The organism is Plantactinospora sp. B6F1 (genome assembly GCF_040120695.1).
Classification (GTDB): Bacteria; Actinomycetota; Actinomycetes; order Mycobacteriales; family Micromonosporaceae; genus Plantactinospora.
This window is the reverse complement of record NZ_JBEEAC010000019.1, coordinates 121,060-147,922: the sequence shown is the minus strand read 5'-3', so window position 1 is coordinate 147,922 and position 26,863 is coordinate 121,060. Positions and strand designations below refer to the sequence as shown.

The 26,863-nt window shown below is 69.5% G+C and carries 21 protein-coding genes; 14 read left to right on the top strand and 7 right to left on the bottom strand.

The annotated features are described in order from the left end of the window. Positions 1-90: 90 nt before the first annotated feature. Genes ABNF97_RS23125 through amcA form a run of 4 tightly spaced genes read right to left on the bottom strand, consistent with a single transcriptional unit; the run spans position 91 to position 4,007 of the window. The gene (locus ABNF97_RS23125; protein ID WP_349339768.1) at positions 91-1,857 is read right to left on the bottom strand and encodes a carbamoyltransferase family protein; all 1,767 of its coding nucleotides are present in this window, start codon (positions 1,855-1,857) and stop codon (positions 91-93) included. After that, positions 1,854-2,834, bottom strand: a complete 981-nt coding sequence (locus ABNF97_RS23120; protein ID WP_349339767.1) for a thymidylate synthase — start codon at positions 2,832-2,834, stop codon at positions 1,854-1,856. Before ABNF97_RS23120 ends, ABNF97_RS23125 begins: the two co-directional genes overlap by 4 nt. A gap of 21 nt (positions 2,835-2,855) precedes the next feature. Beyond that, entirely contained in the window at positions 2,856-3,824 is a 969-nt protein-coding gene (locus ABNF97_RS23115) for an NAD-dependent epimerase/dehydratase family protein (protein ID WP_349339766.1), read from the bottom strand. 6 nt (positions 3,825-3,830) lie between these two features. After that, complete coding sequence (gene amcA, locus ABNF97_RS34280) at positions 3,831-4,007, bottom strand: multiple cyclophane-containing RiPP AmcA (protein ID WP_502930542.1); 177 nt, start codon at positions 4,005-4,007, stop codon at positions 3,831-3,833. A gap of 482 nt (positions 4,008-4,489) precedes the next feature. Here amcA and ABNF97_RS23110 point away from each other — a divergent pair, with 482 nt between their 5' ends. Next, positions 4,490-5,821, top strand: a complete 1,332-nt coding sequence (locus ABNF97_RS23110) for a helix-turn-helix domain-containing protein (protein WP_349339765.1) — start codon at positions 4,490-4,492, stop codon at positions 5,819-5,821. On the opposite strand, the gene ABNF97_RS23105 is transcribed toward ABNF97_RS23110, so the two are convergent. Next, positions 5,818-6,474 (bottom strand): HAD family hydrolase, encoded by a 657-nt coding sequence (locus ABNF97_RS23105; RefSeq protein ID WP_349339764.1) that lies wholly within the window; start codon positions 6,472-6,474, stop codon positions 5,818-5,820. The two genes, ABNF97_RS23110 and ABNF97_RS23105, sit on opposite strands and share 4 nt — an antisense overlap. 812 nt (positions 6,475-7,286) lie before the next feature. Here ABNF97_RS23105 and ABNF97_RS23100 point away from each other — a divergent pair. Beyond that, entirely contained in the window at positions 7,287-8,618 is a 1,332-nt protein-coding gene (locus ABNF97_RS23100) for an endo-1,4-beta-xylanase (RefSeq protein WP_486484975.1), read from the top strand. Between the two features lies 1 nt (position 8,619). Then, positions 8,620-10,125, top strand: a complete 1,506-nt coding sequence (locus ABNF97_RS23095) for an RICIN domain-containing protein (RefSeq protein ID WP_349339763.1) — start codon at positions 8,620-8,622, stop codon at positions 10,123-10,125. A 209-nt stretch (positions 10,126-10,334) separates the two neighbouring features. Here ABNF97_RS23095 and ABNF97_RS23090 read toward each other — a convergent pair whose 3' ends face one another. Next, positions 10,335-13,028: an RICIN domain-containing protein gene (locus ABNF97_RS23090; RefSeq protein WP_130464577.1), complete on the bottom strand. Its 2,694-nt coding sequence runs from the start codon at positions 13,026-13,028 to the stop codon at positions 10,335-10,337. Positions 13,029-13,091: 63 nt separating this feature from the next. Continuing rightward, the gene (locus ABNF97_RS23085) at positions 13,092-14,453 is read right to left on the bottom strand and encodes an RICIN domain-containing protein (protein WP_486484803.1); all 1,362 of its coding nucleotides are present in this window, start codon (positions 14,451-14,453) and stop codon (positions 13,092-13,094) included. 147 nt (positions 14,454-14,600) lie between these two features. Between ABNF97_RS23085 and ABNF97_RS23080 the strand changes: the two genes are divergently transcribed. The 11 genes from ABNF97_RS23080 (at position 14,601) to ABNF97_RS23030 (ending at position 26,855) form a co-directional block, all read left to right on the top strand. Then, a complete protein-coding gene (locus ABNF97_RS23080) occupies positions 14,601-14,861 on the top strand; it encodes a hypothetical protein (RefSeq protein WP_349339762.1) in 261 nt (86 codons plus the stop codon). A gap of 1,359 nt (positions 14,862-16,220) precedes the next feature. Continuing rightward, the gene (locus ABNF97_RS23075; protein WP_349339761.1) at positions 16,221-17,471 is read left to right on the top strand and encodes an ATP-grasp domain-containing protein; all 1,251 of its coding nucleotides are present in this window, start codon (positions 16,221-16,223) and stop codon (positions 17,469-17,471) included. Between the two features lie 16 nt (positions 17,472-17,487). Continuing rightward, a complete protein-coding gene (locus ABNF97_RS23070; protein WP_130464574.1) occupies positions 17,488-17,910 on the top strand; it encodes a Rid family hydrolase in 423 nt (140 codons plus the stop codon). 1 nt (position 17,911) lies between these two features. After that, positions 17,912-18,829, top strand: a complete 918-nt coding sequence (locus tag ABNF97_RS23065; RefSeq protein ID WP_349339760.1) for a class I SAM-dependent methyltransferase — start codon at positions 17,912-17,914, stop codon at positions 18,827-18,829. Then, positions 18,826-19,728 carry an NAD(P)-dependent oxidoreductase gene (locus tag ABNF97_RS23060; RefSeq protein WP_349339759.1) on the top strand — a complete coding sequence of 301 codons (903 nt, stop codon included), beginning with the start codon at positions 18,826-18,828 and terminating at the stop codon, positions 19,726-19,728. The genes ABNF97_RS23065 and ABNF97_RS23060 overlap by 4 nt, the downstream gene beginning before the upstream one ends. Further along, the gene (locus ABNF97_RS23055) at positions 19,725-20,078 is read left to right on the top strand and encodes a phosphopantetheine-binding protein (protein ID WP_130464572.1); all 354 of its coding nucleotides are present in this window, start codon (positions 19,725-19,727) and stop codon (positions 20,076-20,078) included. Before ABNF97_RS23060 ends, ABNF97_RS23055 begins: the two co-directional genes overlap by 4 nt. Beyond that, complete coding sequence (locus tag ABNF97_RS23050; RefSeq protein WP_349339758.1) at positions 20,075-23,620, top strand: thioester reductase domain-containing protein; 3,546 nt, start codon at positions 20,075-20,077, stop codon at positions 23,618-23,620. Before ABNF97_RS23055 ends, ABNF97_RS23050 begins: the two co-directional genes overlap by 4 nt. Next, positions 23,617-24,477: a 3-hydroxyacyl-CoA dehydrogenase family protein gene (locus tag ABNF97_RS23045; protein WP_349339757.1), complete on the top strand. Its 861-nt coding sequence runs from the start codon at positions 23,617-23,619 to the stop codon at positions 24,475-24,477. The genes ABNF97_RS23050 and ABNF97_RS23045 overlap by 4 nt, the downstream gene beginning before the upstream one ends. Beyond that, positions 24,474-24,746 carry a phosphopantetheine-binding protein gene (locus ABNF97_RS23040; protein WP_130464569.1) on the top strand — a complete coding sequence of 91 codons (273 nt, stop codon included), beginning with the start codon at positions 24,474-24,476 and terminating at the stop codon, positions 24,744-24,746. Before ABNF97_RS23045 ends, ABNF97_RS23040 begins: the two co-directional genes overlap by 4 nt. Beyond that, the gene (locus tag ABNF97_RS23035) at positions 24,739-25,851 is read left to right on the top strand and encodes an acyl-CoA dehydrogenase family protein (protein ID WP_349339756.1); all 1,113 of its coding nucleotides are present in this window, start codon (positions 24,739-24,741) and stop codon (positions 25,849-25,851) included. Before ABNF97_RS23040 ends, ABNF97_RS23035 begins: the two co-directional genes overlap by 8 nt. Further along, positions 25,848-26,855, top strand: a complete 1,008-nt coding sequence (locus ABNF97_RS23030) for a 3-oxoacyl-[acyl-carrier-protein] synthase III C-terminal domain-containing protein (RefSeq protein ID WP_349339755.1) — start codon at positions 25,848-25,850, stop codon at positions 26,853-26,855. Before ABNF97_RS23035 ends, ABNF97_RS23030 begins: the two co-directional genes overlap by 4 nt. The last annotated feature ends 8 nt before the right edge of the window (positions 26,856-26,863 follow it).

Here is a 26,863-nt window from a genome sequence, read left to right as displayed (position 1 = left end):
CCGGCGGTGGACCATGCGCTGGAAGGCACCGTTGAACGCCTTCCAGCTCGCCTTCGATGGCCGGCTCACCCCGGCCAACGACTGACCACCTCAACAACCAAGATCAGCCGTTAACTTGACAGACCCCTTGGTCACCCACCAGCCTTCCATGAGCAGAGCGTCCAGGCCGGTTGCGGTGAGGCAGGCTAGCGCCATGTCCGGAGTACCGCAGATTGGTTTGCCCTTGACGTTCAGCGAAGTGTTGATCAGGACGGGGTGTCCGGTGATCGCGCCGAAGGCGGTCAGGACGTCGGCGAGTAACGGATGCTGTGCGTGGGTGACGGTCTGCACCCGGGCGGTGCCGTTGGCGTGGACGATCGCGGGTAGGCGGGTGCGGGTCAGGTCGGTGACGGGGGCTGCGATGGACATGTACGGCGAGGGTTGACGCAGCTGGACGTAGTCGGCCGCCTTGTCAGCGAGGATGACCGGGGCGAACGGCCGGAACGGTTCGCGGAACTTCACGGTGGCGTTGAGCCGGTCCACGACGCCGGGCGAGAGGGGTGAGGCGAGGATGGACCGGTTGCCCAGCGCGCGTGGCCCGGCCTCCAGCGGGCCGGCGAAGACCCCGACGATCGCCCCACTGGCGAGCCGCTGGGCAAGGTGGTGGACCGGATCGTCCAGGCGCTCGGCGGCCAGGCCGGGGCGCGGTTCGGTGTGCAGGGTCAGCTTCGGGTACGCCGGGCCGAGGTAGCAGCGCTGCTCCATGCCGGTGGGTGGCCGGCCGGTGGTGTCGAGCCAGGCGGCTGCTGCGGCGCCGATCGCGGTGCCGGAGTCTCCGGGCGCGGGCGGTACGTGCACCTCGTCGACGATGCCGGCTCGGGTGATGAGTCCGGCGGCGACGCAGTTCATCGCCACTCCGCCGCCGAGGCAGAGCAGGCCGGATCCGGTGAGCCGGGTGGCTCGCCGGGCCAGGTGCAGCATCACCTGCTCGGTCCGATCCTGGAGTGCGGCGGCCAGGTCGGCGTGCACGAGTTCGACCGGTGCGCCGGGCAGGCGGGGCGGGCAGGTGGCGGCAGCGAATGCCGGTGTGATCCGGCCGTACCGGCTGGAGAGCACCCGCAGCGGCAGCAGGGTCGGATCGAGGGTGAAGCCGCTCTGGGTGAGGCGGATCGCTCGGCTCATCAGATCGTGGAAGCGTTCCGGGTTGCCGAGCGCGGCGAGTGCCATCACCGTGCCTTCCTCGTCGCCTCGACGCCAGCCCAGGTGCTCGGTGACGGCGCCGTAGGCGTAGCCGAGCGATGAGGGGTCGTCGACCGCGTCGTGCAGGGCGAGTCGGAAGGGTCGGGTGTCGTGCTGTGCGGCGTGCCAGATGGTGGTGGTCTGGAGTTCGCCGAGGCTGTCCACGATCAAGACGGCCGCGTCGTCCACCCCGGCGGCGAGGAACGCGTAGAGGGCGTGTGCGCGATGGTGCTGTATCGGCCGGAGTCGGGCGTGTGGGAACCGTCGGGACAGGTCCCGGATCCTGGCCTGGTAGCGGCGGCGGACGGTGAGGAAGCTGCGAGCACGGGGCACCGCCCGGGCGCGCGTCACGGAGGCGGCCAGGTGTGCGGGCAGTTGACCGAGCGCGGACAGGTATCGGCGGCCGTCGAAGTTGTACGCGACTGTTGTCACCTGGTCTGCGGTCAGCCCGGCCTCGGCCAGGAGCCAGGCGACGGCGTTGGCTGGGTATGCCTTGCTGTGCTTGACTCCGTCGAGGCGCTCCTCTTCGGCGAAGCCGATCAGGTGTCCGTTGACCAGGAGCGCGGCGGCCGAATCGTGCGTGTACGCGCACAGGCCCAGCACGACGTCGGCGTGGCGGCTGTCCGGTTGCGCCCTCATCCTCGTGCGCCCTGCGCGGCTGTGGCGACGGCCGGGGCGAGGTGGTCGTACCAGCTTGAAAGGGCCTGGCCGAGCGGGCCGGGAGTGGCTGCGGCCAGCTTCCGCGCCTGGTCCCGGTCGCCTGCCTTCCAGGATCGGTAGCTGCTGAGGGTCCGGCCGAACGCGTCCCAGACCGGCCCGTCTGCTGAGTCGGTGGCGCCGGAGATCACGCGTTGGAGAAGGGCGTCGAGGTCCGCCCAGGGCACGGTGACCGGCGCCAGTTCGGCGTCGCCGGGCAGACCGTGCAGGCAGGCGGCGGCCGGTTCGGTGTTGTCGGCATAGAGGTGCAGGGAGTCGACGTGGTGGTGGTACTCGCCCAGATCGACGCCGAGCCAGCCGGCCATCAGCTCCTGAATCAAGGTCGTGGTGAAGATGTCGTACGGGAAGCCGAGCCACAGGTCCTGGCTGCGCATGCTGGTGTGCATTACGAGCCGGCTCTGGCGGATGAAGAAGCGGTAGCCGAGAGTGCAGGGCACGTCCCGGTATCCCCGGTGGTCGCGGGACGGGTCGTAGAGCTGGATCACGGCTCGCCGGGTGTCCCGGTCGGCGTGCAGTTGGCGTCGTACGGCGTCGAGTTGGTCGACCATGGCGTCGAGCTGATCGATCCGGCCGCCCCACCGGCGCAGCCGCGGGCCGTAGGCGCCGCGGAGCACGCCGTCGTCGGCGTACTGGCGGAGGTTGTCGTTGTAGTCGAAGATCCATGGGGCGTCCGAGCCGGAGAGGATCCAGAGCGCCTCGGCAACGGCGAAGGCCGGGTTGATCACGCGGGCTGGTGGTACGTGGACGATCCGTCGTCGGGGATTCGTCAGGCAGAGGTGGGCGCCGATGACCTCGGTGGTGGCGTGGTCGCGTGGGGATGCGGCGCGACCGTTGAGTAGTACGGCCTGGCAGGCGGCGGTGAAGAGTTCGCTGGCTGAGTCGGCGGTGAGAACGATCATGGGTGGGCTCCGTTGTGGGGTTCAGGAGGTGAAGGTGGCGAGCCGGTCGCGGGACAGGTCGATCAGCCAGGCGGACTGCCGGGCGAGTCCCTCGTGCAGGCCGACGGTGGGCCAGTAGCCGAGCAGCCGGCCGGCGCGGGTCAGGTCGGCTGCGGTCGCCGGAACATCGCCCGGCTGGGCGTTCATGACCTTGATCGGTACCTGCCGGCCGGTGACCTTCGACGCCTCGTCGATGACGCCGCGCATGGACACGCTCGCGCCACCGCCGACGTTGACGACTGCGGCTCGGACGTCGAGATGAGCTGCGGCGATGGTCGCGGTGACGACGTCGCTGATGTAGGTGAACTCACGATGCTGACTGCCGTCGCCGAAGAGGGTCATCGGAAATCCGGTGTATGCGGAGAACAGGATCCGACCGATCACCATGTCGGGTCGCTGTCGAGGCCCGTACACGGTGAAGTAGCGGAGTGCGACGACGCTGAGTTGGCTGTCGGGGCGGCGGGCGTAGGCCAGGCAGAGGTGCTCGGCGGCAAGCTTGCTCACGCCGTACGGGGAGATCGGACAGGTCGGGTCGCCCTCCCGGCTCGGCCGGTTCGTCGGGCCGTAGACGCTGGACGACGATGCGAAGACCAGCCGTCCTACGCCCTGCCGGACGCACGCGTCGAGGAGTCGATGGGTGCCGAGGACATTGGTCTGGGCGTAGTCGAGGAAGTCGCTGCCCCAGGACTGACGGACGCCCGGCCGGGCGGCGAGGTGGAAGACAGTGTCACAGCCCTTCACCACCTCATCGAGTTGATCGGTGGCCAGGTCCAGGTGGCATGGCGTGAACGACGGGTTGGAGACCGCAGCGGCGAGGTTCTCGTCCGCGAGGGCGTGCTTGCCGAGTCGGCGACGGTCCAGGCCGATCACCGTCACGCCTCGGGCCAGTAGCGCGTCGACCAGATGCGAGCCGATGAACCCAGCCGCCCCGGTCACCAGGACTCGGAACATGGATCGTCACGCCTCCTTTCGCGTGCTGCGTTCGAAGATCAGCCGCCAGGCGTGAGTGAGCAGGGGAGGATCGACCGCCGGAACGCATGCCCGACCGATCGCGGTCCGGCGGCTCCTGCACTCCTGTCCGTCGGCGTCGTTGGTAGCCGTCGTGGCGGCGTTGCGGGAGAGGTAGACAGTCATCGCCGTGCCGCCTTCGTGCAGGCTCGGTGGTACGGGGTGTGCCGGCGGTGCTTGCCAGAGACGGTTCGCTCGTGGCCGATGTGGCGGACCCGCCGGGGGGACAGCGGGTCCGCCACCGCAAGGCTGCGGGTGGGCGCACCCCGCCGGTCACTCGCCCGCGCAGCCCGGATGGCAGTACGCAGGCGAGGAGACAGCCTCACGACATTGGAGCCATGAACCACCGCCGCAACCAGGCGCGGGCCCGAGATCGTCCTGTCGAGACCGATCAACGTGTCCACGATTTACCCCCTGAGCTATAGGCGATTCGGATTGGCCGGTTAGCCGCCGTCGGGCGGAACAGTTCGAGGCTCGGCAATAGCGAACCGTCTGTGGCCATCGGCCGGTACCGTCCACTGCCCGTCCAATCGCAACCAGGTAGTGACGAGCCGTAGCCGGACTGGCTAGCGTGATCTACGTCGATTGGCGATGCCCGGAGGTGTCCGATGGCGGAGCGGCGCTATCCCCCGAACCGGCGGCTCGCGTGGGAGAGACTCCAGCGCGGGTGGTCGTACGAGGAGATCACCGAACGAATCCGTAGTGAGATGAGCCGCGCCGGCGAGACCGACACCGGGCTGAACGCCAACACCGTCCGACGCTGGGAGATCGGCGAGCGGTGGCCGGACCCGCGCTACCGCAAACACCTCGTCGCGATCCTCGGCAAGCCAGCGAGCGACCTCGGCCTGCTCACCCCCGACGAGCTGGCCGTACGCCCGGAGGCGGAAACCCTGCACGAGTTCAGGAGGTTGTGGGACATGCTCACCGGAGACGACAACGGCAACGGCTGGGATCGCGCGTCCGTACTACGCGCCCTCGTCGGCGCCAGCATGCTGCCCCTGGTCGCGCCACTGCTGTCCCTCGACCCCGACGCCGCGCACGCCGACGGCAAGACCGTCGACCCGGACGGGTACCGGCAGATCGTGCGCTGCCAGCGGGAGCTGTACTGGACCAGCCCGGCCCGGCCGCTCTACGAGGCCGCCTATGCCCACACCCAGCTCGGCATCGGGCTCCTGCGCGCAGCCACCGGCACCAGCCGCGCCAGCCTCGCCAGCGCCCTCGCGGAATCCGCGCTGCTCACCGCCCGGCTCGCCTTCTTCGATCTCAGCCAGCCCGCCATCGCCGAGCGCTGCTACGACGTCGCCCTCGCCGCCACCCGCGAAGCCGGCGACCACGCCCTGGCTGCGGCTGTTCTCGGCCACACCGCCTTCATTCCCGCATTCGGCCACGACCCAGCCGGCGCCCGCCCGCTGATCGACGCAGCCATCCAACACACCTGGCACGGAGTCAGCCCCATGGTCCGCTCCTGGCTGCACTGCGTCGCCTCGGAGGTGGAGGCGCGGGCCGGAGCGGCAGCTGCAAGCCGCCGTCACATTGACCTGGCGGCAGGGGCGATCGACGGCGACTCCACCCCGCCCGAATGGCTCGACTTCTACGACAACGGCCGCTTGCACTCCTTCGCCGGGTACTCCGCTCTCGCCAGCGGCGACCATCGAGAAGCCGCCGGCCAACTCGATCAGGCGCTCGCCGGGCTCACCGGCATCAGCGCGAAGCAGCGCAGCGTCGTCCTCGCCGACCTCGCCACCGCACACGGTAGTGACGGCGACCAGGCCGCCGACTACCTCAACCAGGCCGTCGACGCCCTGCACACCGACTGGTACGGCACCGGCCTCGACCGGGTCCGAGCCGTCCGGCCCCTACTCGGCGACAGCCGACACGGCGCCCAGCTCGACGAACGCATCGCCGCTCTCGCCGCCGGCCGAGCGGCTCTTCCTGGTTAGCCGGCCGACTCATTGTGCTTGCGGACGAGGTCGGGCAGCTCGGCCAGCGAGTCGAGCTGGAACAGGCAGCGGTCGCTGACCGTCCTGTCGTCGAGGATGTACCCCCACGGGCCGCGACGGACCAGGGCGGTCGCGATCCCCGCCTCCTGCGCTGGCCGGATGTCGTTGTCCAACCGGTCGCCGACGTAGAGCACCTGACCCGCGGGGCAGCCCGCCTCGGCCACCACGCGTTCGAAGAACGCTGCGGACGGCTTCTCCACGCCCCAGCCGTCCGAGGTGCCGATGACGTCGACCGGCAGGTCCAGGGCACGCAGGATCGTCTCCGCCCGCGCGGTCTGGTTGCCGGCCAGGCCGACCAGCAGCCCCGACTCGCCCAGCGCGGCGAGGCAGGGTCGGGCATCCGGGTACAGGTCCTCCTCGGTGAACGACTCCGGCTGTCCCGCCGCCGTGCGGCGCTCCCGCTCCACGGCCAGGTCGAACCCTGGCCGGAACACCTGGAACGTCTCCCGGTAGTCGAGGCCCCGAGCGATCACCGCCCCGAAGACAGCGGAGAAGGTGTGGCGCGGTACACCGAGCCAGTCCGCCCAGGTTCCGTACTCCCGGGACTCGTCGACGATCGTCTCGCCCACATCGAAGAACACGCTCGCGATCACATCTCGATTGTGCCCCTGGACACGCAGAGTGATCTACGGGGGTCTGGGGTGCGCGAAGGTTACCGGTTCGCAGACGAGATGGCCGGGCGTCCCGCGACGACGGAAGGACAAGCGGACGGAGCATCGCGGAATAGTTGGCACATCTGGTTTCCCCGGATTCTGGGCACCGCCGTCGGACCATCGCGTACTCGCCCGGACGGATCGATGCGGCCCTGCACGATCAACGTTGCCGACGAGGCTCGTGAGCTGTATCGCAGCAGCTGAATGGCCTTGACAAGGAAGCTCGGCCGAGAGGTACTGGATGGACGTTCCTCGTGCGACGGCCTTGATCGCCGGGCTTCAGAGGTCGATGGGTGGGCGCTACGTGGGAGCGCTTGCTTTCGTGCTGAGTCCGTGTGAGCAGGTCGGCGACGGGTGTCGAGCGAGCTACAGGAGGGCTGAGATGAAGGATCCGCCGTCGCAGGCATCGCGCCATCGGGCTTGCGGGACGCTCGCGGCCTGGTCGGCGGGGACGTCCGTGCGCTGCTACCCCCGTTGACCAGCTGCTATCCCGCATCGCAATGATGTACTTGAATGCCATCAAATTTTGTGGCAATCTCGGGTCCATCGACGTGTAGTGTTCGCTCGCCTCCCGTACCGCTTGCTGGGCATCCGCCTGGGCCTTGATGTTAGCGCTAACACGCCGTACCTGGTTCGTCTCCGAAGGGCTGACGCAGATGAAAGACCTCGTACGTTCGAGCGGTTCTCCGCAGCGATCACGGCGGACCAAGACGGTGCTGTCGACGCTGGCGACCGGGTTGCTGACCGCCGGCATGGTGCTGGTGCCCGTCGGCGCCGCCCACGCGGCCACCACCTTGGGTGCCTCGGCGGCAGAGAAGGGCCGCTACTTCGGCGCCGCGGTCGGTACGTACAAGTTCTCCGACAACACGTACATGTCCGTGTTGAACCGTGAGTTCAACAGCCTGGTCGCCGAGAACGAGATGAAGTGGGACGCGACCGAGCCGCAGCGGGGCGGGTTCAACTACGGCGCCGGCGACCGCATCGTCAGCCACGCCCGATCGCAGGGCATGACGGTACGCGGGCACACCCTGTTGTGGCACGCCCAGCAGCCCGGCTGGGCGCAGAACCTCTCCGGCAGTGACCTGCGCAACGCCGCCATCAACCATGTCACCCAGGTGGCCACCCACTTCCGGGGGCAGATCCACTCCTGGGACGTGGTGAACGAGGCGTTCGCCGACGGCGGTAGCGGCGGCCGGCGTGACTCGAACCTGCAGCGCACCGGCAACGACTGGATCGAGGCGGCGTTCCGGGCCGCCGACGCCGCCGACCCGAACGCCAAGCTCTGCTACAACGACTACAACACCGACGGGATCAACGCGAAGTCGACGGGTGTCTACAACATGGTCCGGGACTTCAAGGCCCGGGGCGTACCGATCGACTGCGTCGGGTTCCAGTCGCACCTGGGCACCTCGATCCCCGGCGACTACCAGGCCAACCTGCAACGCTTCGCCGACCTCGGGGTCGACGTGCAGATTACCGAGCTGGACGTCACCCAGGGAGGCAACCAGGCCAACATCTACGCCACCGTCACCCGGGCCTGCCTGGCGGTCTCCCGCTGCACCGGCATCACCGTCTGGGGGGTACGGGACTGCGACTCCTGGCGCGGCAGCGACAATGCCCTGCTGTTCGACTGCGCCGGCAACAAGAAGGCCGCGTACACGGCGGTCCTCGACGCACTCAACGGCGGCACGAACCCCCCGAATCCGACTGGCAACAGGCTGCGCAACGAGGCGTCCGGCCGGTGCCTGGACGTCAACGGCGCCAGCTCGGCCAACGGCACCCAGATGCTCATCTGGGACTGCCACAGTGGGGCCAACCAGCAGTTCACCCAGAACGGGCGGGCGCTGCAGGTGATGGGCAAGTGCCTGGACGTGCCGAACAATGCCGCCGCCGGTACCCGGGCGCAGATCTGGGACTGCACCGGCGCCGCGAACCAGCAGTGGGTCTTCAACAGCAACGGCACGATCAGCAACGCTCAGACCGGGCTGTGCCTGGACGTCAACGGCAACAACACCGCCAACGGCACCGGGGTGATCGTGTGGAGCTGCCACGGCAACGCCAACCAACGCTGGGCGAGGGCCTGAGATGGCGGAGGACACGCCAGCGGACCGGGCCGAGCCGGACCGCTCCCGCTCGGCCCCATCTCGCTGGGCACGGTCCCGCTCGGGGCGGTACCTGGCGCGGGTACTCGGCTGCGCCCTGGTCGCGCTCGGCGCGATGCCGGTCACCGTGTTCGGTGTCTCGCCGGCAGCCGCGGACACCACCGGGTTCCGCGGTGTCAACTGGGCCCGGCTGGGCGACAATTTCCATGCCGGACCGCTGGTCCTGTACGGCTTGGGCAGCTCCGACAGCTATGCGACGGTGCTGGCCAAGGCCAATGCGATCTACACCGGTTTCCAGGACAACCTGGGCGCCAACACGGTCCGGCTGCCGATCAACACCTACACGGTCGGTACGAACTGGTGGAGCGCGTACACCGGCGCGATCGACGCGGCCACCGCGAAGGGGTTCAAGGTCGTCCTGTCGTACTGGGACGACGGCGTGGCCGCCAGCGGCGGCCGGATCGTCAACATGACCGCCTTCAACAACATGTGGAACACCGTTGTCGCCCGGTACGGCGGCAACGACCTGGTCTACTTCGAGCCGATGAACGAGCCTGCCGGGCACAGCGCCGCCGACTGGGCCAACGTGGTCAACAGCTGGCTCAACGCCCGTCCGTCGATCCCGCGCGACCGCGTCTTCGTCAGCGGCGCCGGCCTGAACACCGACATCAAGTCGATGTGCGCCGACCGCCGCCTCGACGGGACGCTCCTGTCGCTGCACCACTACACCTTCTTCAGCGGTGCCAAGAACTACGACCAGTGGGTGGCGTTCCTGCGGGACGCGATCGGCTCCTGCGCCGAGCGGACCGTCATGGACGAGTTCGGCGCGCCGATGGACACCGGGCTGAACTATCACGACGCCGCCAGCGCCGACAACTTCGTGCGCTACTTCCGGGCCACCACCACGGTGCTGCGGGAGCTGCGGATCGGCTCGATCTACTGGCCGGGCCTGGGTGGCAAGGTCACCGCCGGCCAGAGCGACGACTGGTACGCCATGCAGAAGCTGCACGGCACCGGCAGCAATCTCACCCTGAGTACCCCCAACGCCAGCGGTCGTGACCGGCTCAGGTACGCCTGGGGCCTCGACGACGGCGGTGTGCCGGAACCGGCAGCCAACCTGCTACGCAACGTGGGCACCGGGCAGTGCCTGGACGTTCCCGGCGCCACCACTGCGAACATCCAGGTGCAGGTGTACCCGTGCGGCAACACCGCCGCCCAGCGGTGGACCGTAACGGCCGGCGGACAGCTCACCGCGCTGGGGGGCCAGCGATGCCTGGACGCGTACAACCGGGGGACTACGAACGGCACCGTCGTCGGCACGTACGCGTGTAACGGCGGCGATAACCAGCGGTGGACGGTCATCGGCGACGGCACGATCCGCGGCGTCCACTCCGGCCTCTGCCTGGACGTGAACACCAGCACGTCCAAGGTTCAGCTCTGGGCCTGCTGGGGCGGCGACAACCAGAAGTGGCAGGTGCAGAATCCCTGAGCCGGTTCCGCTTGCCGCGGCGGGGATGCCGACCGACGGCATCCCCGCCGCCGCATGATCCGCGGATCGCCGGCCGCCCAGCGGTAGAACCCGGAGCGGGACACGGCCACGACCCGGACGGTGGCTGTTCGGTCGGCATGCTTGTTACCGACGGTAGTTGCCCGGGGAGCCCGGCCGGGCCTTGGTCCGGTCCGGCTCCCCGGGGGTGGTCAGTTGCGCAGGCTCCATTGCTGGTTCATGCCACCGTTGCACGACCAGAGAATGATCTTTGTGCCGTTGGCGGTGGCGGCACCGTTGGCGTCGAGGCAGAGTCCGGACTGGACGTTCGTGACGGTGCCGTTGGCGTTGAGGTTCCACTGCTGGTTCAGTCCGCCGTGGCAGTCCCAGATGATGACCGTGGTGCCGTTGGTCGTGCCGGCGTTGTTCGCGTCCAGGCACTTGGTTCCGTACACGGTCAGTTGCTTGCTGGCGGTGTAGGTCCACTGCTGGTTCGTGCCACCGGAGCAGTCCCAGAGCTGGACCTGGGTGCCGTTGGTGGTGGTGGAGTTCGGCACGTCGACGCAGCGGCCCGACTGTCCACCCACGAGCCGTCCGCCCTGCGGACCACTGCCGGTGCCCTGCTGCCGGACGATCGAACTCGACTCGGCGGACCGGTTGCCCTGCGCGTCGAGGACGTAGAGCCGGTACTCACCCTGCGCCGTTGGCACGGCTATCGAGGTGGCGTTGCCCGCCGCCCGGGTCATTGTCGGGCCGGCGGCAAAGCCGGTCGTGCCAGCGGGGGCCAGCCAGACCGTCCGGGTCGCGTCGCCGGTGCTGCGGATCGGGATCGACGAGGTCGGGCTGGTGACGAACGTGCTGGCCGGCAGGACGTAGTTCGGCAGGGAGAGGTTGGCCGCCGGGATGATGTCCCGGAACGCGTCCTCCGGGCCGGAGTTGGCGGCGATGCTGTACGCCGGCGCCGGCCAGACATAGTCGGTGGAGACGAGGATGTCGTGGATCGTACTGTTTGGCAGGTTCTTGTTCGAGACCTTGTTGATCGGACCGTAGATCTGCGTGATGCTCAGGTCGTGCTTGCGTCCGAAGTCGTCGGAGTTGATGAGCCACGTGATGTTCTTGTCCACGCTCAGCACGTTGTCGCGGAAGGTCATGAACGCCGAACCCTCGTCCGGGTGAAGCCCGTACTTGTGGCCGGCGGGAACGCCCTGCAGATAGTTGTTGGTGATCGTCGTCCCCGGCTGGCTGCCCAGGGTGTAGATGGGGGCGGTGTCGCTGAGCCGCTGCACCGTGTCGATGATGTGGTTGTAGCTGATGTTGTTGTTTCTCGCCGTCGTGGTCGGCCGGTTGGGTGCGATCGAGCCCGATGACCCGTCGAAGTTCCACCAGCCCCAGCCGAGCGTGATGCCCGACCAGGGGGCCTTCTCGATCCGGTTGCGCTGGATCGCGACGGTGTCGACGAAGTACGCCGTGATCGGGCTGTGCCCGTTGAACAGGACGGCGCTGTCGTAGAGGTAGTTGTTCCTGATGTCGATGTTCTTCGGTAGTCCTTCGGCCTGCGGGGAGTATTTCTCACGATTGGTCGACGTGTGGTCGCCGATGTAGACGTGCTGCGGGTGGCCCACCGAGATGGCCGAACCGGCGATGTCGTTGGTGTGGTTGCCGATCAGCTGCGAGTTCTGCACGTCGTTGACCAGGCTGATCCCGTCGGCGCCGGTGTGCTGGATCCGGTTGCGCTGCAGGAGGATGCCGTCGGCGTTCTGGATCTGGATCATGCCCGGAGTGACGTCGACGTTGCGGTAGTAGTAGACGTGGAAATTCCCCTTCGCGTACGCCTGCGCTCCCAGATTGCCCTGCTGCGCCTGCTTGAACGAGGAGCCGGCCACGTTGAAAAGGTTCCAGTCGGAGTGCTGGACCGTGAGGCCGGAGAAGGTGATATCGCGGACGTGGCCGCTCGTCGACGTGCCAGCGATTCGCAGCAGCGTGGTCACGTTGTTCGGCGCGAAGACCGTCGCGGTCGACATGTTCTCGGAACTGGCTCTGTAGTAGTACAGGGTCCGGCTGCTCTTGTCGAAGAAGAACTCGCCCGGCGCGTCCAGGAACTCGTAGGCGTTCATGACCTTGTGGCTGCCGTTGACCTGGGCGTTGCCGTTGAACGCACCCTGGGCGATGGCCGCGCCCGGCTGCTGGAACAGCGCGACCCGGCTTCCGCCGTCGGTGGTCACCTGGCGGACCCCCACGATCGCCGTGGTCCAGGTCGTCGCCGTCTCGATCTCGATGTCGTCCTGGTTGCGGGCGATGGCAGGAAAGTCGGCCGAGTTGTACCGGGCACCGTCGCACTGCGACCCCGACTCCCAGGCCCATGCGGCCTGCCCGGCGGTGATGTTGTACGTCCCGTGGCAGCCCGCCGAGTTGATGGTCTTCGAGGCCATGAACGCCCGCTTGTCGTTGACGTAGAGCGTCCGCAGTTTGTTGGTCCGGTCGAGCGGAGCCTTCCAGATGTTGCCGCTGTGCTGGCTCCATCCGGTCACCTGGACCCCGCCGTCGAGGATCGGCGTCTCGCCGGGGTAGGCGGCGTAGATGACCCGGTGGCCGTTCGTGCCGGAGTCACCGGGCCCGAACTCGATCGTGCTGCTCACCGGATAGCGCCCGCCGCGCAGGTACACCTGGATGTCGCCGGACATACTCGCGTTCACCGTACGGACGACATCCCGCGCGCGTTGCACGGTTCTGAATGGTGCCTGGATCGTTCCAGGATTGGCGTCGTTGCCATCCGGAGCGACATAGTAGGTCTCCTGAGCGGCGGCCGAAGCCGGTAGCTGAGGTGCGAGCGCGGCTGGCAGCATGGCGGCGACGAGCACCGCAACTGCCGGCAACGACCTCCGAGCGGCGGAAAAGGCTGACTTCACGTACTGCTCCTTTCACTCGTCGCCAACAGAGAGGCGACGCGAGGCTCTGCGCCTGCCGGGCGGTCAGCTGCGGGTACTCCACTGCTGGTTGGCGCCGCCGTGGCAGGTCCACAGGTGAAGTTGCGTCCCGTTGGCCGTCCCGTTGCCGACCGCGTCGAGGCAGAGTCCGGATTGGGCGGCCGTGATGGTTCCGTTGCTGTTCAGGCTCCACTGCTGGTTGGCGCCGCCGTGGCAGTCCCAGATGATCACGGCTGTGCCGTTGCTGCTGCCCGATCCGCTGGCGTCCAGGCACTTGTTGCCGTAGACGGTCAGTGTGCGGTTGGCGGTGTGCGTCCAGCGCTGGTTGGTGCCGCCGTGACAGTCCCACAGCTGCACCCGGGTTCCGTTGCCGGTGCTGGAGTTCGGCACGTCGATGCAACGGTTCGACTGGGCACCGGTGACCAGCACATTCTGCTGGCCGGGCGGCGGCGTGCTGGTGGGCGGCGGGGTGCTGGATGGTGGCGGCGTGCTGGTGGGCGGCGGGGTGGACCCGAACCGGGTGAAGAACCGCCACACCTCGGGCTTGACCCAGCTTCGCGCCCCGCTCTCACAGCCGGCGCATCCATCCACCGGACCCTGCTGGTGACCGCCGTCGAACGGGGCCCAGACCACCGGGTAGCCGGCCCGGCACGAGTACGTCGTGATGATGTGGGTCAGGCTGCCCGGTGCGGGCTCGGGGGCGTTCTGCGCGGCGCAACCGTTGTTCCGGACCCACCTGTCGCGTAGCGACCGGCCGCTCTGGATGTTGTCGTTGATTCCGTGAATCCCCAGGTACGCCACGGGCTGAGTGCCGCCGCTGCAGCCACTGATCTCCCCGGGGGCGGCGATGGCCGCGACAGCACGGAACACGGTCGGGCGGGAGCACGCCAGCGAGTAGCTCATCGCACCGCCGTAGCTGAACCCGACCGAGAAGCGCTGTGTCGTGTCGACGCAGAGCGCGTTCTCGATCACTCGGATCATGTCGTCGGTGAAGGTGACATCCTCACCGTTGGAATTGGCCCAGCCGTTGCTGATGCCCTGTGGTGCTACGAAGATCGTGGTGTTGTTGGACTGCGACAGCATGCCGTAGTAGGCCCAGGCGTAGCCGTCGGTCCCGCCCGAGGCGACGTCGTTGGCGGTGCCGCCCCACCAGTGGAACCCGAACGCCAGCCGGTGCGGATAGGTGTTGTCGTAACTGTCGGGGAGCCGGAGGATGAAGCTGCGGTTCTTGCCGCCGCTGGAGATGGTGTGGGTGCCACTGTTCAGTCCCGGGGCCTTACCGCAGCCGGCGGTGGTCGCCGCGGTCGCCGGCGTCACGGTCGTGGTGACGTAGGCCCCGGCGGCGACCACGACCATGGCAGCCAGGACCGTCCCTATCTGGCGGGCCGAGAGTTTGCGCTGTACCACAGGTCGGTCTCCTCCTCCGGAAGCCAACCCTCCCGGGTTGGACGCACGCCAACATCTATATTGATGGACATAGTCGTATGACGTAAGACGTCAGTCAAGCCTCGTCACCGAGCCATGCCGGGTCGAGGCCCTGGGCGTCCATGGGCGGTGGGCACGGTCGACGGCGATGGTTCGGCCCGGTTCGGTGTCTGTCGGCTCGGGCCGACAGCCATCTGCCGGACCTGGCTCTGCGTGTTCCGCCACCGGGGCGTCGAAGGTTCGGCCATCGAAGGTTCGGTCATCGTACGTTCGATCATCGAAGGTTCGATCATCGTCGGAGAAGCGTTCGGAGGCGCGATGCGGGGGTCGGATCTGGCGATGGTCCGGCCCTGGCCGACCGGCATTTCCACTGACGGAGCGTCCGGATGACCCCGAGTTGAGCGAAGAGGGTGTGCAGCTGTCTCCGCGCAGATGGGAATTGCACGTGAATCGCTCGGCTGCCGGTGAAGTGAGGGGCCCGGGTAAGACAGGTAATGGTCTGGCCTCGGCCCTGACCAGGATCCGGCTGCCGCGTACGCGATCCTCGACGCTGCCCGCATCCCGTCCGATTCGGGTGTGCGACCCAAAGGCAACACTCCGCCGGCAGGGACCGCCAGCACGGGGATGAACATGCGGGGTAGCCCAATGACCCGTTGACCATCGCTCGGCGATGAGCCAGGAAATGCGCAGCCTACCGGCAGCTCGTCAACCGCGTACGGGCCGGGGTCGTTTTCGTCATTCCGGAAGGACCACGTCGGAGGGGTCAACGTGAGTGCGGACGAGCCCGCCTGAATCCACTTTTCCGGATTTTCCAACGTGAATCTTCCGGACGCGTCCCGAAAGGTTCGAGACATTGGGCGCCGGGGGGCTGACCTGGCGGTCGAACACCACCTCGCCGAGGTCTTCGGCGGGTGCCCCGGCGGCCCACCGGCCGTGGCGCGCATCGGCCGCGTGACCAGCTGGCGACCGGGTCTGCTCCCTCGCCGGCGCCGCCCGCCTACCCCTGCTGGACCGCGTATGCCCAGTTCGGACGGTGTGGATCGGTGACCCCGTCGACGGCGCTCGGTCGTCGACCCTTCGCAGCACGACCGAGGTCGCCCGGAGGAGCCCGCCGCGGGTCGCGGTGTCCCGTCCGGGCACCCGCGAGGCGGGCACGGGAGGGCATGGCCGGGACCTGTCAGATCATGATCGAAATTGCTTGGAGTCGGGAAGCTTACTCCGCCCGGTCGATCGGGCCAGCCCCGTCGCATCCGCGCCGGAATGAATCTTGCTGTTTGGCCTGCTACCGGCGTCTGCACTTCGACGGAAGCGTCACCGTCCCAATGTCGGGAACTCTTGCTGGACAGTCGCAGTGGTGTCGGGTACGTTAAAGATGCAAATTGATCAACGTCTCGGGGGGCGATGCGTCGGTTATCTTTCTGTGTCCTCGGCTGAACGGCTTGACCAGCCCGTTCTCGCTGTATCGATTCCGGACCCGGGGCGATGTCCAGGCCCGCTGTGGTGGCCTGTAGGTGAGCTGCGGGTAGTGGCTGACCAAGTGCTCGTGGGCCACCTGCGCCACTGACGCTACAAGATGTCTCCGTTGTCGGATTGATGTCCAAGCTGAAGCCGAGATGAAGTCAGCTTGTTGTTAGCTTGGCGCGGGTATCGCGCCGTGGATTCGTTCGGGTACTCCTTCGAATCCGAGGATCCGCCTGTGTGTCTTCACAATGCAGCATCCTTGTGAACGTGTGATTAACGGGGTGAAGTGTGTCCATAGTTGTGGTCTACGACCAGGGCGCCGTCTCGCCGACGGAGATCGTCCAAGCCGCCGATCCGGGCTGCCCTCTCGTCGTGGTCGTGGGCCCGTCGGAGCACGCCCAGCGGATCCGTCCACTGTTCCTGGAGGCCGCTGCCGCGGTGTACGACCTGGCGGACGTCGACCTGATCCCTCGGCTGCGCGGTCACGACGTCACCGGCATGGTCACCTTCAGCGAGCCGATGCTTCTGGCCGCCTCCCTCATCGCCGCCGACCTCGGTTTGCCGTTCCACGACGCCGCGACGGTGCGGCTCCTGACGGACAAGGCCGCCCAGCGGGAGCGGCTGCGCTCGGCCGGCGTCGACTCCACCGCCTCCAGGGTCGTGTCGGACGTCGCCCAGTGGGACGCCGTGGTGCGCGATCTCGGCCTCCCCGTCGTGGTGAAGCCGGTACAGGGTGTGAGTAGCCGGAACACGGTCCTGATCGGAGAGCGGGAGGCCGGCCGTGCGCAGCTCGACCGGCTGCTGCGCGAGGAGGGCCGGGTGGTCGCCGAGGAGTACCTGCGGGGCGTCGAGGTGGACCCCCCGTTCGGTGACTACGTCTCCGTCGAGACGGTCGTGCACCAGGGCGAGCGGTGCCACCTCGCGATCACCGGAAAGCTGCGACTGGCGCCGCCGTTCCGGGAATGTGGCCAGTTCTGGCCGGCCCGGCTCGACCCGGCCACCCGGGAGGCCGTCCTGCTCTCGGCGGACCAGGCCGTCAAGGCACTCGACGTCCGGACGGGGATCCTGCACACCGAGTTCAAGCTGACCCCGGACGGGCCCCGGATCATCGAGGTGAACGGGCGTGCCGGTGGGTACATCCCGGAGCTCGCGAGGCGTGCCGCGGGGATCGATCTGGTCGACATCGCCATGCGGATCTCCCGCGGCGCACGCGTCGAACTCTCGCCGGCGGACCCCGATCGGGTCTACTTCCAGTTCACGACACCCGCGCCGACCGAATCGGGTCGAGTCTGCGCGGTCAGTGGGCGGGAGTCGCTCGACGGAGTGCCCGGAGTGACCGGCTATCACGCGTTCGTCCGGCCCGGGGTCCGGGTCGGCGGCTACCAGACCCACGATCTCGATCTGGTGGTCGGGGACGTGCCAGACCATGCGGCTCTGGCGAGCACCACAGAAATGATCATGGACGGGATCTCATATCAGTTCGACATCGGCGGCCGGCAGATCAGACGCAGTGCCCGTGACCTGATCGACAACCTCTGACGTACGGAGACAAAGAATGATCAAGACGATCGACAACCCTGACGGAGTGCCGAAGCCGCCCCCGGGCCGGTACTCCCACGTCGCCCGGCTGGAGGTCGGCGGCGGCGCCATCCTGATCCTGTCCGGGCAGGTCGCCGTCGACGACGACCTGAACGTCGTGGCCCCCGGCGACATGCGGGGGCAGTCCGAGCGGATCTTCGAGATCATCGGCAGGATCCTCCAGGCACACGGCGCGTCGTTCGCCGACATCGTCAACATCCGGACCTATCTGACCGACCTCGGCGCGTTGACCGAGTACGCCGAGGTGCGGATGAAGTACCTGCCGACCGATCAGCCACCGACCAGCACCACGGTCGAGGTCTCCCGGCTGTTCCTGCCGGAGGCCGTGATCGAGATCGAAGTGATGGCGGTTCTCCAGGGTTCCGCCGCCGGGGAGTGACATGGCTGTCCTGAGTACCTCGGACGAGCGGTTCCGCGCGGCGGTCGCCGAGCTTCACGTGCCCGTGATGGGGACGGAGACGGTGGCCCCGCTCCTCGCCACGCTGGTCAAACTGGTCCGCCCGCGGCGGGTGTTGGAGGTCGGGATGGGCTACACCACGCCCTTCCTGGCCGCGGCGCTCGCCGAGGTCGCCGAGGAGGTACGGGTCGAGTCACCGGCGCTCGCCGCGAAGACCCGGCCCTACCTCCAGGCGGACGCCCCGCTGACGGAGGAGTGGCTGAACACCGCACCCGCCCTGCTGGCGCCCGAGTTCTACCACGCGCCGTACGCGCCCCGGCTGGTCGCCGTGGACGACCTGTCGATCCCCGAGTCGTCGTCGGGGCGCGTCCTGGAGGTGCTGCGTGATCTCGGGCTCGACCACCTGGTGACGGTGGTGAACGCGAACCTGCGGGACTGTGCCGACCGGTTCCCCGCCGGCTTCGAACCCATCGACCTCGCCTGGGTCGACGCCTGGGAGTGCCTCTACTTCTTCGACAACTTCTTCGAGCTGATCAATCCGGACGGGGGTCTGATGGTCATGCATTACCTGATGACGTACCCGGAGGGCGAGGGATTCCTGCGGTACCTCGCCGCGCAGCAACGGAGCCGGCCGGGAGAGTTCGAGATCGTCAACCTGCTGGAGCCGCACAAGCTGACCCAGAACAGCATCACCATCGTCCGCCGTACCAGCGGCGTCGTCCCGCGTCGCTATGCCGAACCGGGCGAGGAGGTGAGCCTGGGCGAGCCGCTGCGGACCCAGGCCGCGGCGCACGCGGCCGCGGCTCCCGACGGGCCCCACCAGTCGACCGCCCATTCCGGCGGCCCCGTCGCGGACCTGCTCGCCGGGGCGGTCACCGCCGAGAAGGGACGGGTCGGATGAGGACCGACGGACCGATCGGCATCGCGCTGCTCGGGCAGGGCCGGATGGGCGTACCGATGGCCTGCCGGCTCGTCGCGGCCGGGCACCAGGTGACGGTCTGGAACCGTACCGCGCGGAAGTGTGCCGTGGCGGCCGAGGCGGGAGCGCGGACCGCGAACACCCCGGCGGAGGCGGTCCGGGGCGCCGATCTGGTCATCACCATGGTCCGGGACGCGGCCGCGGTCTCGTCGGTGCTGTTCGGCACCGACGGGGCCGAGACCGGGATCGCTCCGGGCGGTGTCGTGATCGAGATGTCGACCATCGGACCCGACCCGCTCGCCGAACTGCGCCGCCGGCTTCGACCCGACATCGGTCTGGTGGACGCGCCGGTGGTCGGCAGCGTCGCGCAGGCGACGGCGGGTCAGTTGCAGATCCTGGTGGGCGGCGTGGATGCCGACGTGTCGCGCTGCGAAGCGGTACTCGCGGTGCTCGGTCCGGTCACCCGGCTCGGGCCGCTCGGGTCCGGAGCCGCGGCGAAGCTGGTCGCGAACGCGGTCAACATCGCGTCTTTCGCTGTCATCGCCGAGGTGTACGCGCTCGGCGACCGGCTCGGGGTTCCGGCGGACACGACGCTGGAACTGCTCTCCAGAAGCGCGGTGGGTCCGTTCGTGGAACGCATCCGGGAGCGCATCGGCAACCAGAGTTTTCCCACGCAGTTCGCCCTCGGCCTGGCCGAGAAGGACCTGGCGCTCGCGCTGTCCGCCGGCGCCGACCCGGCCGGAGTCATCGGCGCGGCGCGGCAGCGTCTCACGGCGGCGGTGCGGGACGGACTGGGCGAACGAGACATCAGCGCGGTGATTGAGGACGTGCGCTCCCGCAGGACGGGCAGCGGCACCGACGACACGAGGGGGTCCCAGTGAACACCAGCGAACGGACGCAGGAAGATCTGCTGCCGGAGGTCCGCCGGGCCTGGGCGGAGGTGCTCGGCAGCACGTCGGCCGAGAGCGTGCCGCTGGATGTGAACTTTCTCGAGGCGGGCGGCAACTCGCTGCTGCTGGTCATGCTCTGGGAGGAGTTGCAGACCCTGGTCTCCCGGCCGCTGAAGCTGTCCGAGCTGTTCCAGCACGCCACGGTGCGGGCCCAGGCGGCACTGCTGGTCGGTACCCCCGACGCGGCGAAGCCCGCCGAACCGGCGGTGCCCGAGCAGCGGTCCCTGCTGGCCAGCCGCCGGGCCGCCGCGGCGCCGGTCGGAGGCGGTGCCGCGGTATGAACGAGACCGCGATCGCGGTGATCGGCGTCGCCTGCCGGTTTCCGGACGCGTGGACGCCGGAGCAGTTCTGGGCGAACGTCGACAACAGCGTCGTCTCCATGCGCGAGCTCCCGGATGACGTGCTGCGCGCCTCCGGCGTCGACGAGGAGACCTTGCGGGCGGACGACTACGTCCGGGTCGGTACCCAACTGCCGGGTGTGGCGGAGTTCGCGGGGGACTTCTTCGGCTACACGCCCCGGGAGAGCGAGCTGATCGACCCGCAGCACCGCGTCTTCCTGGAGGTCTGCTGGGAGGCGCTGGAGCGGGCCGGTCACGGCGGCACGGCGGCCGGCCCCACGACGGGTGTGTTCGCGGGCAGTGGGGTGGGGCACTACTCGGCCGCGCTCTTCGCGGCGAAGGCGCGGGAGGCCGGGCTCGCCGCGGCCGTGGCCGACCTGGACCTCACGCTCGGCGGCGAGGCCGACTTCCTGCCCTCGCGTACCGCGTACAAGCTGGGTCTGCGGGGGCCGGCGGTGAGCCTGCAGACGGGCTGTTCCTCGTCGCTGTACGCGCTGCACTACGCGTCGCTGAGCCTGCTGGCCGGCGAGTGCGACATCGCCCTCGCCGGCGGCTCAGCGGTGCAGGAACCGCTGCTGGGCTACCGGCACGTGCCCGGCGGCGCGTTGTCCGAGGACGGCTCGTGCCGTTCCTTCGACCACCGGTCCAGCGGCACGAACCACGGCTCCGGGGTCGGGGTGGTGGTGCTGCGCCGGTTGGCGGACGCGCTGGCCGGCGGCGACGAGATACTGGCCGTCCTGCATGGCAGCGCGGTGGGTAACGACGGCGCTGACAAGATCGGCTACACGGCGCCCAGCCCGGCCGGGATAGCCCGGGTGGTACGCGCGGCGCTGCGCGTCGCCGGGATCGGCGGCGACCGGCTGCGGTACGTGGAGGCGCACGGCACGGCCACCGCCCTGGGCGACCACGTGGAACTGGCGGCGCTGACCGAGGCCGTCGGCGCGCCCGGTGGACCCGTCGGCTACTGCCGGCTCGGCTCGGCCATGTCGAACATCGGGCACACCGGCCCCACCGCCGGGATCGCCGGTGTCATCAAGGCGGTCCACGTCGCCCGGACCGGGGCACTGCCCCCGCACCCCGCCTTCGAGCAGGCACGCGACCCGGGACTGCTGGCGGAGAGCCCGTTCGTCATCTCCACCGAGCCCGGTCGGTGCCCGGACGAGCCCTACGTGCTGGTCAACTCGGTGGGCATGGGTGGTTCCAACGCCGCGGTGGTGCTCGGCCCACCGCCGCCGAGGGCCCGGAGGACGGCCCCGACCGGCCCGGCGGCGGGCGCCGGTAGGCGGGCTCGGCTCGTGCTGTCGGCGCGCAACCGGACCGAGCTCGACGCGCTGTCCCGCCGGCTCGCCGACTTTCTCGACCGGACCGAGGTGCCGATCGACGACGTCAGCTACACCCTGCGGGTGGGGCGTCGACACTTCGACGAGCGCCGGGTGGTGGTCGCCGAACCGGGTCGGCTGGCCGCGGCGCTGCGCCTGCCCCGCCCGCCGGCGGTGCAGACCCGGCGCAGCTCTCCCCGCCGGGCCGCCCTGGTCGTACCGGCGGAGGTGCGCTTCCCGGCCGACGCACACGAGCGGCTGCGGGCGGCCCTGCCCGCGGACACCGAGCTGTTCCCGAACCTGGCGGCGGTGCCGGCTGACCGGTTCGTCATCCTCGTCGGCGTCGGAGAGGCCGGCCAGGGCCGGTACGTGCTGCGGCTGGATCGGCCCGACGTGCCGGCACCGCAGGACCCGCCGGATCTGCGGGAGGAGCTGGACGCCGCCCTGGTCGAGGCGTGGCTGCACGGCGTCGCGGTCGACTGGACGCCGCTCTGGTCGGGCCGCGAACGCCGGGTCACCCTGCCCACCTACCCGTTCACCCGCCAGCGGTACTGGGCGTTGGACCGGGTCACGGCCGCTGTCGAGCCGAGGCCCGACGCGCCGTCCGGATCTCCGGCGCCGGCCGTCGGGGACGACGTCGAGGAGGCTCTGCTCGACATCTGGCGGGGACTGTTCGGCGTGCGGACGCTCGGTCCCACCGACCAGTTCGGGGCGTTGGGCGGCACGTCGCTGCTGGCGGTACAGCTGACGTTGGAGATCCAGAATCGCTTCGGCTGCGCCGTGAACGTCCACCGCGCGGGCGGCAGCAAGGTCACGGTGAGCCGTCTCGCCGAGCTGGTCCGGGCGCAGCGCGGCGCGGTCGCCACCCCCGACGCCCTCGACGACGCCCTCGACCGGGGCGACGACGATCTCGTCGACGCGGACCTGAAGCTCTCCCTGGGCACCCTGTCGGCACGCCGCTCGCGCGGCAAGGACCTGTTCCTGACCGGTGCGACCGGGTACCTCGGCGCCTTCCTCCTGCACGAGATGCTGGAGCACACCAAGGGCCGGATCTACTGCCTGGTGCGCGCCGAGGACGAGGAGTCCGGCATGCGCCGCCTGCGGGCGGCGGCAACGAAGTTCCTGCTGCCCGAGCCGGACCCGGACCGGGTCCACGTGGTGCCCGGGGATCTGCGCGACGTGGGCAAGCTCGGCGAGCGGTACCGGGACGGTGAACTGGAGCAGCGGGTCGGCCACATCGTGCACTGCGCCGCGAAGGTGGTCTTCACCGAGCCGTACCGGACGCTGCGGGAGGAGAACGTCCTGCCGACGGTGGACCTGCTCAGCTGGGCACGCGGCTGCGGGATCCGGGACTTCAGCTACGTCTCGACGGTCGCCGCCACCGGTATGGCCATGGGATCCGGCCGCTACCTGGAGACCCGGGCGCAGCCACTGGACCCGAGGTCGGGCAGCTACGGCACCAGCAAGTGGGTCTGCGAACGGCTGCTCGACCGGGCCGACCAGGACGGCATGCGGGTACGCGTGTTCCGTCCCGGCCTGATCATGTCGTCCACCCGGACCGGCGCCTGCAACGACCGGGATCTCATCTACTTCGCGCTGGTCAGTGGCCTCGCCGTCGGTGCCTACCCGATGGACGACCGGGTGCTGCCGGCCGCGCCGGTGGACCTGGTGGCGAAGGGGATCGTCGAGCTGGCCCTCTCCCCGGGGTCGGTCGGCCGGGCCTACCACCTGATCGCGGAGCGGGCGGTGAGCGTACGCGGGCTCTTCGCGATGCTGGGCGCGGCAGGTCTGCCGACCGAGCCGATTCCGCTGGCCGAATGGCAGCAGCGGGTCCGCGACCTGGCGCTGGCCAAGGGCAACCCGATCCTGTCCGCGGCGGCCCTGCTGGAGCTGGAAGGGCACGACGAGGACGAGCTGGGCGTGCAGGCGACCGGTTGGCAACCGTGGCTGCGCCGGCACGGGCTCGATCCGCAGCTGACCGGCGAGACGGTACGCCTCGGCATCGAGTACCTGGCCCGGCGGGACGCCCGGGTCGGCGATCTGGTGGGGCATCTCCTCACCCCCGGCCCGAGCAGCACCTCCGCCGGCAGCAGTTCCGGCCCGAGCAGCCCCGCCGTGAGCAGTTCCGGCCCGAGCATCCCCGACACGCACGAGGAGAGGCGATGAGCAGGCAGACGAGCAGCCGGGTGGCGGTCCTCGGCGCGGGCGTGATGGGTACCGGCATCGCCGCACTGGCCGTCGGCAGCGGTGTTCCCGTGGTGCTCGTGGACATCGACGAGGAGCGCCTGGCCAAGGCGCGGGCGGAGGTCGCGCGGCAGGTGCGCCTGGCGCAGTTCCTGGGCCACCTGTCGGCGACGACCACCGCCGGTGAGCTGGAGACCACCACGGACCTGGCCCGGGTGGCCGGTGCCACCGCCGTGATCGAGGCGGTCACCGAACGGATGGAGGCGAAGGCCGCGGCGTTGGCCGGGGCGAGCGCCGTCGTCGCCCCGGGCACCCTCGTGGTCTCCAACACCTCGGCCGTGCCCATCGACGAGCTGGCGCAGCACGTGACGCGGCCGGCGGACCTCGTCGGCATCCACTTCATGAACCCCCCGTACCTGATCCGCACGGTGGAGCTGATCCGCGGTCCGCGCTCCGGGGACGCGGCGATCCGGGCGGCGGAACAGTTGCTGGCCGAGCTGGGCCAGGCCTCGGTGCTGGTCGGCGACGGTCCCGGATTCGTGATCAACCGGATTCTGCAGCGGGCCATCAACGAGGCGGCCCGGGTCGTCGAGGAGGGCATCGCCACTCCCGAGGCGGTCGACGCCGTCTTCACCGGCTGCCTCGGCCATCGGTCCGGTCCGCTGGCCACCGGGGACCTCATCGGCCTGGACAACGTCGTCGACTCGCTCCATGTCCTGTTGGAGCGCACCGGCGACGAGGGCTACCGCCCCTGCGAGCTGTTGCTGACCAAGGTCAAGGCAGGCGAGTTCGGCCGCAAGACCGGCCGAGGGTTCTTCGACTACGAGGGAGCGCAATGAGCACGTCGACCGCACCGATCGAGGCGCACGAGATCAGTAACAACCTCGTCGAGTTCATCGCGCGACAGACCAAGAAGACCGTCACCGCCGAGGTGGACCTCTTCGGCACCGGCCTGGTCTCCTCGCTCTTCGCGATGCAGCTGGTGGCGTACGTCGAGAGTACGTTCGGGGTGGCCGTACAGGGCCCGGACCTGAAGCTGGCCAACTTCCGCAGCGTGGCGGCGATCACCGAACTCGTGCTGCGGTTGCGCGAGGGCAACGGTGGCTGACCGGTACGCCGCGGCGGCCGAACTGGTCGCCGAAGCGGTCGGCTCGGACGCGGACGGGTGGGACCTCGCGGGTCGTCTCCCCGACGACGTACTGCGCCGGCTGGCCGCCCACGGCGTGCTCTGCCCGGGTGTTTCCGCGGAGTTCGGCGGCCTCGGGTTCACCGCCGCCGAGCTGGGCGAGTTCACCGCGTACGTGGGCAGCCGGTGCTCGTCCCTGCGCAGCCTGATGACGTCGCAGGGCATGGTGGCGTGGGCGGTGCGCCGGTTCGGGGAGCAGCACCAGCAGGCGACGTACCTGCGCCGGTTGACCTCCGGGACGCTGGCCGCGGTGGCGTTCAGCGAGCCGCGGGCCGGCAGCGACCTGGCGGCGATGACCACCCGCATCACCCTCACCGGTGACCGGGTCGAGGTCTCCGGGAGCAAGGTGTGGGTGACCGGGGCCGCCTACGCCGACCTGCTCCTGGTGTTCGGACAGCACGCGGACGGCGCGGCGGCGGTGCTGGTACCGGCCGACGCGCCCGGCGTGCGGGTGACCCGGGTGGCGGACCCGATGGGGTGCCGGGCGGCCGGGCACGCCGATGTGGAGCTGGACGGGGTCACGCTCGCCGCGGCCGACGGTGTGCTGCTGGCCGCCGGGCTGCCCCTGGACTGGCTGATCACGTCGGTGCTCACCCACGGCCGGCTCTCGGTGGCCTGGGGTTGCGTGGGCATCCTGCGGGCCTGCCTGGCCGCCGCGACCACACACGCGCAGGCCCGGGAGCAGTTCGGCAAACCGTTGGCCGAGCATCAACTGGTCGCCCGCCACCTGGCGGAACTGCTCGTCGCCGAGCAGGCGTCGACCCGGATGTGCGAGCACGCCAGCCGCTGCTGGGACAACGGCTCACCGCAGCAGGTCACTGCCGCCGTGGCCGCGAAGCACTTCGCGGCCACCCAGGCGGCCCGGGGCGCCGCTGCCGCCGTCCAGGTCCTCGCCTCGGCCGGCGCCCGGGACGGGCACGTGGTGGCCAGGGCGTACCGGGACGCGAAGTTGATGGAGATCATCGAGGGCAGCAGCGAGATCAGCCAACTGTTGCTGGCCCGGCACGCGCGGGAGCTGTGGACATGAGCACCGGCAAGGACAGCAGTGGCAGCGGCGGCACCGGCAACGGCGGCATCGGTATCGGGCGCATCCACTGTGTGTTGCCGGAGGAACAGGTCAAGGTTCTCGAACTGCCCGAGGTCGAGCTGCTCGGCCACGACGAGGCCCGGTTCGTCGCGGAATCCGGGGTCCGCACCGTCGGGGTCCTTCCCGACGCCGAGATCGGCGAGTTGGCCGCCCGGGCCTGTCGGGAACTGCTCGCCGCCGCCCCGAGCCACCCCAACCTGCTGATGATGGTCGCACCCCGCTCGCCCGACGTGCTGCTCGGCTCGGACGTGTGCCGGGTACAGGCGGAGGTGGGTCTGGAGTCCAGCTTCGCGTTCACCATCGACGGACTGGGGTGCACGGGTTCGAGTGCGGCGTGGGCGCTCGCCCGGGACCTGCTGGTCGCCGATCCGGGCCGGGCCAGCGTGCTGATCACCCACGGCAGCCGCCCCACCGGCGTCGACCGGGTCCGTTACCCGGTGACGGTGATCGGCGACGGCGCCTACGCCATGACGATGGTGCGGGGTGGACGCCCCGTGCTGCGTGGCCACCGCATGGAGACCGACGGCAGCTTCCACGACCTGTTCCGGGTGGACTACAAGCAGGCGCCCTGGTACGAGTGGCGGGAGGTGTGCGAGTCGCCGGACCGGTACCGGTTCGAGATGGCGATGCACAGCCGGATGCGGCTCGGCCGGATGGTCGACGAGGTGCTCGCCGAGGCGGGACTCGACCGGAGCCAGGTCGCCGCCGCGGTGATGCAGAACGTCACCGCCTCGGCGTTCGAGTTCTACGAGACGCTGCTGGGGATCCCCATCCATCCGGTCTGCCGTACGCACCTGGCGGATTACGGCCATCTCGGTGCCATGGACGTCGTGCTCAATCTGGACCGGCTCATGACCAGCGGAGACGTGTCGACGGGAGATCACGTGCTGGTCCTCAACAACAGCCCGGTGGCGGCCTGGGCGGTGACCCTGTGGGAGATGTGAGGAGGTGC

Excerpts from the sequence above, each read along its gene's own strand:
- ABNF97_RS23030 (WP_349339755.1), top strand. The coding sequence starts at position 25,848 with ATGAGCACCGGCAAGGACAGCAGTGGCAGCGGCGGCACCGGCAACGGC.
- ABNF97_RS23065 (WP_349339760.1), top strand. The coding sequence starts at position 17,912 with ATGGCTGTCCTGAGTACCTCGGACGAGCGGTTCCGCGCGGCGGTCGCC.
- ABNF97_RS23100 (WP_486484975.1), top strand. The coding sequence starts at position 7,287 with ATGGTGCTGGTGCCCGTCGGCGCCGCCCACGCGGCCACCACCTTGGGT.
- ABNF97_RS23095 (WP_349339763.1), top strand. The coding sequence starts at position 8,620 with ATGGCGGAGGACACGCCAGCGGACCGGGCCGAGCCGGACCGCTCCCGC.
- ABNF97_RS23060 (WP_349339759.1), top strand. The coding sequence starts at position 18,826 with ATGAGGACCGACGGACCGATCGGCATCGCGCTGCTCGGGCAGGGCCGG.
- ABNF97_RS23120 (WP_349339767.1), bottom strand. The coding sequence starts at position 2,834 with ATGATCGTTCTCACCGCCGACTCAGCCAGCGAACTCTTCACCGCCGCC.
- ABNF97_RS23070 (WP_130464574.1), top strand. The coding sequence starts at position 17,488 with ATGATCAAGACGATCGACAACCCTGACGGAGTGCCGAAGCCGCCCCCG.
- amcA (WP_502930542.1), bottom strand. The coding sequence starts at position 4,007 with ATGACTGTCTACCTCTCCCGCAACGCCGCCACGACGGCTACCAACGAC.
- ABNF97_RS23125 (WP_349339768.1), bottom strand. The coding sequence starts at position 1,857 with ATGAGGGCGCAACCGGACAGCCGCCACGCCGACGTCGTGCTGGGCCTG.
- ABNF97_RS23115 (WP_349339766.1), bottom strand. The coding sequence starts at position 3,824 with ATGTTCCGAGTCCTGGTGACCGGGGCGGCTGGGTTCATCGGCTCGCAT.
- ABNF97_RS23040 (WP_130464569.1), top strand. The coding sequence starts at position 24,474 with ATGAGCACGTCGACCGCACCGATCGAGGCGCACGAGATCAGTAACAAC.
- ABNF97_RS23050 (WP_349339758.1), top strand. The coding sequence starts at position 20,075 with ATGAACGAGACCGCGATCGCGGTGATCGGCGTCGCCTGCCGGTTTCCG.
- ABNF97_RS23110 (WP_349339765.1), top strand. The coding sequence starts at position 4,490 with ATGGCGGAGCGGCGCTATCCCCCGAACCGGCGGCTCGCGTGGGAGAGA.
- ABNF97_RS23045 (WP_349339757.1), top strand. The coding sequence starts at position 23,617 with ATGAGCAGGCAGACGAGCAGCCGGGTGGCGGTCCTCGGCGCGGGCGTG.